12 protein-coding genes are annotated in these 9763 nt (G+C 56.5%); 4 read left to right on the top strand and 8 right to left on the bottom strand.

Annotated features, from left to right (window positions below):
- From HLUSI_RS0118280 to HLUSI_RS0118260, 3 genes are all read left to right on the top strand, one after another.
- Positions 1–880, top strand: an 880-nt coding sequence (locus tag HLUSI_RS0118280) for a mandelate racemase/muconate lactonizing enzyme family protein (RefSeq protein ID WP_016835334.1), incomplete at its 5' end; no start/stop codon positions are given.
- Between the two features lie 247 nt (positions 881–1127).
- Complete coding sequence (locus tag HLUSI_RS29460; protein ID WP_157137911.1) at positions 1128–2426, top strand: MFS transporter; 1299 nt, start codon at positions 1128–1130, stop codon at positions 2424–2426.
- A gap of 183 nt (positions 2427–2609) precedes the next feature.
- Positions 2610–2900, top strand: a complete 291-nt coding sequence (locus HLUSI_RS0118260) for a putative quinol monooxygenase (RefSeq protein ID WP_016835330.1) — start codon at positions 2610–2612, stop codon at positions 2898–2900.
- A gap of 82 nt (positions 2901–2982) precedes the next feature.
- Here HLUSI_RS0118260 and HLUSI_RS0118255 read toward each other — a convergent pair whose 3' ends face one another.
- Genes HLUSI_RS0118255 through HLUSI_RS0118240 form a run of 4 tightly spaced genes read right to left on the bottom strand, consistent with a single transcriptional unit; the run spans position 2983 to position 5348 of the window.
- The gene (locus HLUSI_RS0118255; protein ID WP_029363737.1) at positions 2983–3390 is read right to left on the bottom strand and encodes a VOC family protein; all 408 of its coding nucleotides are present in this window, start codon (positions 3388–3390) and stop codon (positions 2983–2985) included.
- Positions 3383–3880 (bottom strand): helix-turn-helix domain-containing protein, encoded by a 498-nt coding sequence (locus HLUSI_RS0118250; RefSeq protein WP_029363735.1) that lies wholly within the window; start codon positions 3878–3880, stop codon positions 3383–3385. The genes HLUSI_RS0118255 and HLUSI_RS0118250 overlap by 8 nt, the downstream gene beginning before the upstream one ends.
- A gap of 57 nt (positions 3881–3937) precedes the next feature.
- On the bottom strand, positions 3938–4891 hold the full coding sequence (locus tag HLUSI_RS0118245; RefSeq protein ID WP_016835327.1) for an amino acid ABC transporter substrate-binding protein: 954 nt from the start codon (positions 4889–4891) through the stop codon (positions 3938–3940).
- Between the two features lie 34 nt (positions 4892–4925).
- Complete coding sequence (locus HLUSI_RS0118240) at positions 4926–5348, bottom strand: VOC family protein (RefSeq protein WP_016835326.1); 423 nt, start codon at positions 5346–5348, stop codon at positions 4926–4928.
- A 169-nt stretch (positions 5349–5517) separates the two neighbouring features.
- Between HLUSI_RS0118240 and HLUSI_RS0118235 the strand changes: the two genes are divergently transcribed.
- The gene (locus HLUSI_RS0118235; RefSeq protein WP_016835325.1) at positions 5518–6441 is read left to right on the top strand and encodes a LysR family transcriptional regulator; all 924 of its coding nucleotides are present in this window, start codon (positions 5518–5520) and stop codon (positions 6439–6441) included.
- Between the two features lie 154 nt (positions 6442–6595).
- Here HLUSI_RS0118235 and HLUSI_RS0118230 read toward each other — a convergent pair whose 3' ends face one another.
- The 4 genes from HLUSI_RS0118230 to HLUSI_RS31840 all read right to left on the bottom strand — a co-directional run bounded on the left by HLUSI_RS0118230 (position 6596) and on the right by HLUSI_RS31840 (position 9760).
- Complete coding sequence (locus HLUSI_RS0118230; protein ID WP_029363734.1) at positions 6596–6886, bottom strand: hypothetical protein; 291 nt, start codon at positions 6884–6886, stop codon at positions 6596–6598.
- A 132-nt stretch (positions 6887–7018) separates the two neighbouring features.
- A complete protein-coding gene (gene groL / locus HLUSI_RS0118225; protein ID WP_016835323.1) occupies positions 7019–8638 on the bottom strand; it encodes a chaperonin GroEL in 1620 nt (539 codons plus the stop codon).
- A gap of 30 nt (positions 8639–8668) precedes the next feature.
- A complete protein-coding gene (locus HLUSI_RS0118220) occupies positions 8669–8986 on the bottom strand; it encodes a co-chaperone GroES (protein ID WP_016835322.1) in 318 nt (105 codons plus the stop codon).
- Positions 8987–9130: 144 nt separating this feature from the next.
- Entirely contained in the window at positions 9131–9760 is a 630-nt protein-coding gene (locus tag HLUSI_RS31840) for a diguanylate cyclase (RefSeq protein WP_083830988.1), read from the bottom strand.
- Positions 9761–9763 lie beyond the last annotated feature (3 nt).

The raw sequence follows: 9763 nt of genomic DNA, 5'->3' as shown, positions 1-9763 counted from the left end.
GAGGGTCCCGCCGGTCTGGCAGTTGCTGGGCGGCGCCTACCGCAACAAATTGCGGGTCTACGGCCATGTTTACGCAGAGACCCTGGAAGAAGTCTTGTCCGAATGCCGCCGCCTGCGCGAAGAAGGCTTCACTGCGGTTGGCCACATCAATCCTTTCCTGGACGAACCGGAAGGACACGAATATTTCCGTTCGCACGCCGGCAAGGTGCGTGATGCCAAGGAGCGCGTGATGGCATTCCGCGAAGCGGTCGGTCCCGATGTCGACCTGCTGATCGAAATGCATCGCCGCCTGAGTCCGGCCGAGGCAATTGCCATCGGCCAGGTGCTGGAGCCGTTGACGCCGATGTGGCTGGAAGATCCGCTGCGTCCGGAGTTCTACGCGCAGATGACGACGGTGGGCCATGCAATTCGCGTACCGATCGCCACCGGCGAACGCTTCTGCACCCCGGCGGAATTCCAGCAACAGCTGGCCGGCGGCGGCGTGCGCTACGCCCGCGCTTCGGTCTGCGTATGCGGAGGCATCACCGGCGCCAAGAAAATCGCGGCGTTGGCCGAAGCCCAGAACGTCGACCTGGCACCCCATAATCCGCTGTCGCCGATCAGCCTGGCGGCCTGCATGCAAGTCGCCGCGGCCGTGCCCAACTTCGCCATCCAGGAATACCCGACCGGGTTTGAAAACCTGGTCCTGAAGTCGGGCCAGAAGCTGCTCGGTTCCGATCTGGTAAAGAGCCATCCGGTGCCGCAAGCCGGCTTCATCGCCGTGCCGGATGCCCCCGGCATCGGCGTCGAACTGGTCGACGAAGTCGAGTTCAAGCGTGCACCGCTGCACCGTCTGGTGTCCATGCGCCGCACCATCGACGGCGCGCCGCTGGACCAGTAAGTCAGCCAAAAAACAGAAGGCAACCATGCCGCATCTCATCGTTGAATACACGCCGGCGATGTGCACGGAGTTGTCGCAACGGATCGTCGAGATGGAACGCGATTCCGACGTGAAAGAAGTGCTTTAAAAGTAGCTTGGCCCATTGCGACAAGGCGGCAGGTTATCGTCAGCGACGGCAGGGATCTGTCGCCGGCGACATGAGACCGCTGGCGCGTTCACCAAAAGCAGGAACAGAGGAGACTGCAACATGCCAAAAACCCTAAGCGGCGAGCTCAACACCGGGCTCAATGGGTCCGATATCGGGCGCAACAGATGGATGATCATCCTGCCGACCGTGTTCATCGTCTACATGCTGTCGTATTTCGACCGCGTCAATATCGCGATGGCGCTGCCGCACATGACAAAGGAACTCGGGCTGACCTCGACGCAGGGAGGCTGGATTGGCGGCGCCTTCGCCTGGGGTTATGCGCTGACGCAATTGCTGGCGGGATACCTGGCGATGAAGTTCGGCGCGCGCAGACTGGTTGCGGTCTGTCTGGTGCTGTTCGGCGCCGCCGCGATGCTGACCGGTCTCGCCACCACATTCTGGCAAGTGCTGAGCGTACGCATCCTGCTCGGCCTGGCCGAAGGTCCGGTCTATGCCGGCACCTCGATTCTGCTGGCACAGTGGTTCATGAAAGCCGAGCGCGGTCGCGCATTCGGCATCTGGAATCTGGGCGCCCCGCTGGGGGGTTTCCTGGCCGGTCCGATTTCAGGCGCCATCATCGCGCACTACGACTGGCGCGTCATGCTCATCGCCGAAGGTCTGCCTGCCTGGATTTTCTGCCTGATCTGGTTCAAGTCGATTCCGAAAAGTCTCGATGCGGCGGCATGGCTTCCTGCCGGCGATCGCGACACCATCAAGCGGACGCTCGACGAAGAGCAGGCCGCACACCAGGCGCCCGAAACGGATCCGTGGTGGACGATCTTCAATGAGCCTGCTGTGTGGCTCATGACGCTGGGTTTCGGTCTCAACACCATCTTGTTGTATGGCATTACCTTGTGGCTGCCAACCGTAATGAAATCGTATGGCCAGCTCAGCGAAACCGCCATCGGCTTCTTCGCCGGCGCGCCGTTCGTCATGTCGATGCTGGGCATCTATTACATCAGCCGCCGCTCCGACAGGAATGGCCAGGAACGCCGCTGGCACGCCGCCATACCGACCATGATCACCGGCCTGCTGATGGCGGCGGCGGCATTCGTTCCCGCGTCTTTGTTCTATGTGCAGATCGCGCTGTTCATCCTGATCGGCTTCACGCTGAAGATGCTGATGCCGTTGATCTTCTCTCGCCTGACCGAGATCCTGCCATTGCGCAAGGCGATGCCGGCGGTGGCCTTCGTCAGCGGCGTCGGCAACCTGATAGGACAATTCCTCGGGCCGCTGCTGGTCGGTTACGTCCGCTCGATTTCTCCCGATTACAAGATGTCGCTGCTGATGCTGGGCGTGGCTGCTTTCCTCGGCGGCGTTGCGATTGCGGTATCGAAGACGGCAGGCGAACGGGCTTGAAGTCCCTGACTTCCTCGTGTTTGCGGTGAAGTCGACAATTTCTCCAACATGCCGGCCCTCCGCATCGCCACCACGGCAGATGCCAACGGCAAGGGCGTGATGGTGGTGATGAATAATCAGATCAGCGTCGTCCGCAAAAATAGGATAGCGTACGAGACTTGATTACTTGTACGAGAGAAGAAAATGGATCAAAAGCTAGTCATTGTCGCCACGCTGACGGCCAAACCGGGCCATGGCGCTACGTTGAAAGCCGCGCTGGAAAAGGTGGTGCCGCCAAGCCGGGCCGAAGCCGGATGCCATCGCTATGATTTGCACGCCGACAACGAGAATCCCGAGTTGTTTGTCATGCTGGAAGAATGGCGGGACGCCACCGCACTGAAAGAGCATGAGTTGACACCGCATTTCCAGGCGCTTGTTGCTGCTGTCGGGGGGATTGCCGAGATCCGGATCAGGAAGCTGACCCAGATTGCCTAGGAAAATGAACGCGGATTGATCGGGAGGGAGCTGCGCAGGACGCAGCTCGCGGCACATTTCGGGAAGCGTTGATTCGCTCAGTTCAGCGTCGTTCCTGAATCATCTTCCAGCCGTTTCCCGACGGATCGCGGAAGCCCGCGTCAACCGTGCCGTAGCGTTCTACCGGCTCCTGGGTGATCTCCACGCCCTGCGCTTTCATCCGTTCACAGGCATCGCGGCAATCGCGTACACCCAGCACCAGCGGCGGCATCGCGCCTTTCGCCACCAGCGCTTTCAAGGCCTGCGCGGTTGCGGCGTCATGCATCGGCGGGCCGGGGGTGAACAGGCCCAGCTGGAAAGCCGGTTGATCCGGATGTTGCACGGTCAGCCAGCGATAGTCGCCGTTTTTCACATCGGTGTGAACCCGGAAGCCGAGCTTGTCCACATAGAACGTCAGCGCTTCATCCTGGTCCCGCACATACAGACCTGCTACTTGTACTCCGTCACTCATTGTCGATCTCCTTTGGTTGGGTCTCCTTTATACCGTCGCCCGATAGCCGCCGCTTCTCCAAAACTGAGGTCTTGAGGTCCGGGCGATGGGCGGCGCTGACGATGCAGGCCGGCACGCTGCTCAGTTCCTGCGCGGCGATCCGTGCCTGCTTGCGCACGGTGCCGGGGTTGTCCCCGGTGATTTCGCGGAAAATGCGCCCGAATGTGCCCAAGCTGCGCCAACCGGTCCGGAAGGCGATTTCCGTGATCGGGAGTTCGCTGTCGCGCAGCAAGGCGGCTGCGCGTTCGATGCGCCGGGTAAGCAAATAGCGATGTGGCGGAGTGCCGAATGCTTCTTTGAAGGCGCGGGCGAAATGCGCCTCGGATACGTGGCTCACGCTTGCCAGCCGCTCAACGGGCCAGTCTTCGTGCGAAGCGGCGTCCATCCGATCCTTTGCACGAAGCAGGCGGCGCAATAACTCGGGGCTTTGGAGGAGGGGGGTTCTGCTCATTCGATATCAGGCCGTCTTCACTGAACGGCTATGTTATCTCGAAGCCTGACCCCGCTTTTATTTTTTCTTGATCGTCGACAGCTGTTCCTTTGGTATTGCTGCGTAGTCAGCCGGATTCGGTGAGTTCGTGATCTTGGCGATGGCAGCCTGTGTCTCCGGGCTCATCGGCCAGTTCAGGTTTTGTCCATGGGGCAGCGCCGGAGACTGGAACCACTTCGCGTAAATCTTGTTGATGTCGCCGGACTTGAAGATGGTGCTGATGCTCGTGTCGACGATTTGCTTGAATGCAGGATCGTTCTTGCGATAAATCAAGCCGAACGGTTCGACCGACAACGCTTCCTTGCCGACCACCAGTTCGCTGCTGATCTTGCTTCCGCCCGCCAGCGATGCCAATACGATATCGTCGTTGATGAATGCCGCGGCCCGGCCGGTTTCCACCAGCAACATGCCTTCCGCCGTATCGCGCGAGGCGATGATGTCGATACCCAGTTTCTGTTCGTCATTGAGGGTGCTGACCATTTTGATGTGGGTGGTGCCACTATTGATGGCCAACTTCTTCCCGCGCAAATCTGCCAGCGTCTTGATGTTGCTGCTGCGCTTGCTCAGGATACGGGAACCGCTCACATAGTAGGTCGGTGAAAACTCCACGATGTTTTGACGCTCAGCGGTATTGGTGGTGTTGCCGCATTCGATGTCAACGGTGCCGTTCTGGATCAACGGGATACGGCTGGAAGAGGTCACCGGCAACATTGAAATGGTCAGTTGCGACACGCCCAGCTTGCGTTGAATATTCTTGGCGATGGCCAGGCACAGGTCCACCGCATAGCCCTCATAGCTTTGTTTGTCATTCAGGTAAGAAAATGGCTTCGTCGAATCACGAACGCCCAGCACCAGGACGCCCTTTTCCTTGATCTTCTTCAGTGTCCCGGTCAAGTCTTCATCCGGGGCGGCGTGGGCAATATGTGCTACCTGGCTGCTCATGAGGCAGAGCGCCATGACGATTTTCTTCATTTTCTTTTTCCTTGAAATTTCAATGACTCAATGACTACTTTGCAAAGATGTAGTCCATGTTGGCGAAGGACTTGAACTCAAGCGCATTGCCGGACGGATCCAGGAAAAACATCGTGGCCTGCTCGCCCACTTCACCCTTGAAGCGGATGTACGGCTCGATGATGAATTTGATCTTTGCGGCCTTCAATTTTTCCGCCAGGGCTTCCCATTCCGGCAATGCCAGGATCGCACCGAAATGACGGGATGGCACGTCATGGTCATCCACCGAATTGCTCACGCTGAAGCCAGTTTCTTCCGGTGCCAGATGTGCTACCAGCTGATGACCGTAAAAATTGAAATCCACCCATTTTTCAGAACTGCGACCTTCCGGGCAGCCCAGTAAATCGCCATAGAAAGCGCGCGCCTCGGCAATGTCTTTGACGGGAAAAGCCAAGTGGAACAACGACGTCGATGTCATTTTCAATCCTTCTGTTGATGTTGGTTTGATGCTGCCAGGCAATGCGCAGCGTGAATGCTGATACGGCACGTGACCTTGTGGGTGGTAACGGATTGAGGCAGTCTAAATACATAAATTTGTAATGTAAAATTCTGTATTTTCGTATTTCATATTCATATTTTTCATAAGCATGATTCGCTATCTGAAAACATTCATTGCCGCTGCGCGGCTCGGTTCCTTCTCGACGGCGGGCGCCAGGCTCGGTTTGACGCAGTCGGCGGTGAGCATGCAGATCAGGCGGCTCGAAGATGAGTTGAACTGCGAGCTTTTCACGCGCGTGGGAAAGACGGTCGCTGTCAGCGAGCACGGCAAACAACTATTCGTCACCGCAGAAGAAATCGTGCGGCTCTTCGAATCCATGAAAGGACAGACAGACGTTGCGGCCACGCGAGGAAAGATCGATATCGGCGCGATCTCCACCGTGCAGCTTGGATTGCTCCCCGCCGTGCTTGCCGATTTCTGCAAGGAACTGCCGCTGGTCGAAGTGAACGTGGTGCCGGGAACCTCGGTGCAGCTCATGTCCCAGATCGACAGCAATGACTTGTCATTGGCAGTCATGATTCGTCCAAATCTCAAAATGACAAAGGGTCTGAAATGGACGACCATGCTGCGCGAAACCTATGTCGTCATTGCTCCCACATCTGCGCGTGAGACCTCGATAAAGTCCTTGCTGGAGTCGCATCCGTTCTTGCGTTATAGCCGCAGGTCATACGGTGGGCAACTGGTGGATCGCTATCTGAAACGCACCCGTTTGCAGGTGAATGACACGATGGAGCTGGATGAACCGATGGTCATTATCGAGATGGTGAGAAAGGGACTGGGCGTAGCGATCATCCCCTATGACCTTGCCGCCGGCGCTTCCATCCGGAAAGTGCGTGTCTTGCCATTGGAAGGGGGTGGTTTTTTCAGGGAGATCGGTGTTTTGCAACGTGTGACGCCGACGTCAAGCGTCGTGGTGTCCACGCTGATGGAGTGTATTGCGCGTGCCGCTCAGGCAAAGGAAGAGAGCAGCATGCAAACCTTGAAGGCGGATTTCGAAAAAGGGGCGCGCTAAGCGTTATGCCAGACACCACGCCGGACGTGCGCCGGTTTTGCCGGCGATAAGTACTCTACGAAAATCTTATCGGGGAGGCCGCCGTCGATGGACCAGTAATCGTACATCTCGCCGGGAAATGCCCGTCAAGGATGTACAAAATGTGGCCCCATCGCTAAAGGACTGCCTTTCGGGATGTCGGGCTGTCCGCGCGATGTTTACTCTCCAGTTCTGCCGAGAGCCACTTTATTTTTTGCTCTGCCCAGTCTGCGAATTTTGCGTTCCCCGTATTTCCCAGGTCAAATTCGTCGCCTTCGTTTATCGGAAAATCCTTGTCGATCGCTTTGGCAATTTGTGTCGCTGCCATGATGATGCTGCGCCTTAGTTGAGTAGCAGGCGCCAATGCACGAATATGCGAGATGCATGCATAAATTTCTTCAAATTTCTCAGAAAAATCCATGTTCATCATGTTCTCCTGAACTTATGAACCCGACGGCGGAACGGGTTAATCACGTCATCAACGTATCGCTCAGAAACCGGCGTCCGGGAATCCCGGACGCCGGAGCAAAGCCGCCTTGGGCTTGTGCCTTGAGCTGATTTAAACGCCGTATTCCGGTTCCGTTCTCGGTGTTTTTTCTTCCACCGGCGCGTCTGACACCGTGGCATCAGTGGTGAGAATCAGGGCGGCAATGGAAGCAGCGTTTTGCAGCGCCGTGCGCGTGACCTTGGTTGGATCGATCACGCCGGTTTTCACCAGGTCGCCATATTCACCTGTTGCGGCGTTGTAGCCGAAGTCACCTTTGCCGGCCATTACTTTGGCTACGACGACAGAAGGCTCGTCACCCGCATTTGATGCAATGACGCGCAGCGGCGCCTCCAGTGCGCGCAATACAATCTGTACACCGGCATTCTGGTCGGCATTCGCGCCTTCAAGCTTCGAGATTGCTGCACGCGCACGCAACAGCGCCACCCCACCGCCGGGGACGATGCCTTCTTCGACGGCGGCCCGTGTCGCATGAAGCGCGTCGTCGACCCGGTCCTTCTTTTCCTTCATCTCAACTTCGGTCGCTGCACCCACTTTGATGACCGCCACGCCGCCGGCCAGCTTGGCGACCCGTTCTTGCAATTTTTCTTTGTCGTAGTCGCTGGCAGCCTGCTCGATTTGAGTCTGGATGGAAGCAACGCGGGCATCGATCTTTTTCTGTTCGCCAGCGCCATCAATGATGGTTGTGACGTCCTTCAGAACTTCGATTCGTTTGGCGCTTCCGAGCTCTTGCAAGCTGGCTTTTTCAAGCGTATGGCCGGTCTCTTCCGAAATGACGGTAGCCCCCGTCAAGATCGCGATGTCCTCCAACATTGCTTTGCGTCGATCACCGAAGCCCGGCGCTTTCACCGCCGCCACCTTCAAGACGCCACGCACTGAGTTGACGACAAGCGTGGCCAAGGCTTCGCCTTCGATATCTTCGGCGATGATGAACAACGGCTTGCCGGCCTTTGCGGAGGTTTCCAGGATCGGCAGCAGCTCCCGTATATTCGAGATTTTCTTATCGTAGAGGAGGATCAGAGGATCTTCCAGCTTCGCAAGCTGCTTGTCGGGATCGTTGATGAAATACGGGCTGAGATAGCCGCGATCGAACTGCATGCCTTCGACTACGTCAAGTTCGTTATCCAGCGATTTACCGTCTTCCACGGTAATGACGCCTTCTTTTCCTACGCGTTCCATCGCTTGTGCAATGATGTTTCCGATGGCTTCATCGGAGTTGGCGGAGATGGAACCCACCTGGGCAATTTCCTTGTTGGTGGTAATGGGGCGCGAGATTTTTTTGAGTTCGTCGATAGCCGCCGAGACGGCTTTGTCGATGCCGCGCTTCAGGTCCATCGGGTTCATTCCGGCAGCGACATACTTCATGCCTTCCTGAACGATCGATTGGGCCAGTACCGTCGCGGTAGTCGTGCCGTCGCCGGCGACATCCGCCGTCTTTGAAGCGACTTGTTTGACGACTTGCGCCCCCATGTTTTCCAGGCGATCTTTCAGTTCAACTTCTTTTGCGACCGAGACGCCGTCTTTGGTAATGATCGGTGCACCAAAACTCCGGTCGAGCAATACATTCCGGCCTTTGGGCCCCAGGGTCACCTTGACTGCGTCCGCCAGTACATTGACGCCTTTGACGATACGGGCGCGGGCGTTGTCATGGAATTGAACGTCTTTTGCACTCATTTTCTTTCTCCGTAAGTCACGACGCTGCAATTAAGCAGCTTTCTTCAATGCTTCTTTATCCTGCTTCAGGACGCCAAAAATGTCTTCCTCGCGCATGACCAGAAGCTCCTCACCGTCAACTTTCACAGTTTGACCGGCGTATTTTCCGAACAAGACGCTATCTCCGACCTTGACTTGAAGAGGACGAATAGTGCCATCTTGCAGAGCCCGTCCGTTACCGACGGCAAGTACCTCGCCTTGCTCCGGCTTTTCGGAGGCCGCATCCGGAATAACAATTCCTGAGGCTGTCTGGCGCTGCTGTTCAATTCGCTTAACAATAACCCGGTCATAGAGGGGACGAATTTTCATTTTTCAATCTCCAAAGTGGTTACAGATCATTTGAAAGTGAATAGGACGCTTGATGTCCTAGCCGGGATTTCGGCGAATTGAAAAATAGGTTTCCCCTAAAATTTTTTCAAGAGTCCCTTAACGCTCGTTTTGTAACAAAATGTATCAAGAAATAATGATGCGATCAGTCCGGCCCAACTGATACTTAAAGCGACGCTTATTTCGCGTGGCTAAAGGGCTGACAGGGCAATCCGTCCCCCGGCCACCGTCCATATCCAGCGAATCATCGGTATATCCGACGCCCTTCCAGAGACCTCCTTTGACCGGATGAAACAGCCATCGGACATAGCCTTTCCTGGCCGCCAATTCCATCAGCTCACGGCGCTCCGGTACCTCGTCGGCAAGCGTAACTTCAGATGGATAGTCCGCAGGATTTTCACCAAAGGCGATACGGCATGCGTAGGCTTCGCTCGTCGGAGCACCTGGTTCGTTGCAAGGTCGAAGTTGCAAGCGCTCCACGCTCCAAGCCCCTAATCGCCAGGCAAGATCAAGCAACTCTTCTTCTTGCGAAGTTCGGTTCAACCAAGGCCCCCTGAACTGCAGCGCCGAGCTGGGAACCGCCCGGGAAGGAATTTTTACGCCCTCAATGTTGAGTGGCGTGCTACGACGAAAGCCGTGCCAATGAAGGAAAACCAAGAGGGGGCTATCAGAGATATTTACTGCCGTGGCACTGACGGCATATAAAGGAAGATTGATTAATTTTATCTGTGCAGAAACTGCATTGAAAGTTTTCATCGG

The sequence above is a fragment of the Herbaspirillum lusitanum P6-12 genome (assembly GCF_000256565.1).
GTDB classification, from domain to species: domain Bacteria; phylum Pseudomonadota; class Gammaproteobacteria; order Burkholderiales; family Burkholderiaceae_D; genus Herbaspirillum; species Herbaspirillum lusitanum.
The sequence above is the reverse complement of the archived record's forward strand: the minus strand, read 5'-3'. Positions and strand labels throughout refer to the sequence as shown.

What these genes read in the sequence shown, in the direction of transcription:
- HLUSI_RS29460 (WP_157137911.1), top strand. Translation starts at nt 1,128, where the DNA reads ATGCCAAAAACCCTAAGCGGCGAGCTCAACACCGGGCTCAATGGGTCC.
- HLUSI_RS0118250 (WP_029363735.1), bottom strand. Translation starts at nt 3,880, where the DNA reads ATGAGCAGAACCCCCCTCCTCCAAAGCCCCGAGTTATTGCGCCGCCTG.
- HLUSI_RS0118235 (WP_016835325.1), top strand. Translation starts at nt 5,518, where the DNA reads ATGATTCGCTATCTGAAAACATTCATTGCCGCTGCGCGGCTCGGTTCC.
- HLUSI_RS0118260 (WP_016835330.1), top strand. Translation starts at nt 2,610, where the DNA reads ATGGATCAAAAGCTAGTCATTGTCGCCACGCTGACGGCCAAACCGGGC.
- HLUSI_RS0118230 (WP_029363734.1), bottom strand. Translation starts at nt 6,886, where the DNA reads ATGAACATGGATTTTTCTGAGAAATTTGAAGAAATTTATGCATGCATC.
- HLUSI_RS0118220 (WP_016835322.1), bottom strand. Translation starts at nt 8,986, where the DNA reads ATGAAAATTCGTCCCCTCTATGACCGGGTTATTGTTAAGCGAATTGAA.
- groL (WP_016835323.1), bottom strand. Translation starts at nt 8,638, where the DNA reads ATGAGTGCAAAAGACGTTCAATTCCATGACAACGCCCGCGCCCGTATC.
- HLUSI_RS0118245 (WP_016835327.1), bottom strand. Translation starts at nt 4,891, where the DNA reads ATGAAGAAAATCGTCATGGCGCTCTGCCTCATGAGCAGCCAGGTAGCA.
- HLUSI_RS0118240 (WP_016835326.1), bottom strand. Translation starts at nt 5,348, where the DNA reads ATGACATCGACGTCGTTGTTCCACTTGGCTTTTCCCGTCAAAGACATT.
- HLUSI_RS31840 (WP_083830988.1), bottom strand. Translation starts at nt 9,760, where the DNA reads ATGAAAACTTTCAATGCAGTTTCTGCACAGATAAAATTAATCAATCTT.
- HLUSI_RS0118255 (WP_029363737.1), bottom strand. Translation starts at nt 3,390, where the DNA reads ATGAGTGACGGAGTACAAGTAGCAGGTCTGTATGTGCGGGACCAGGAT.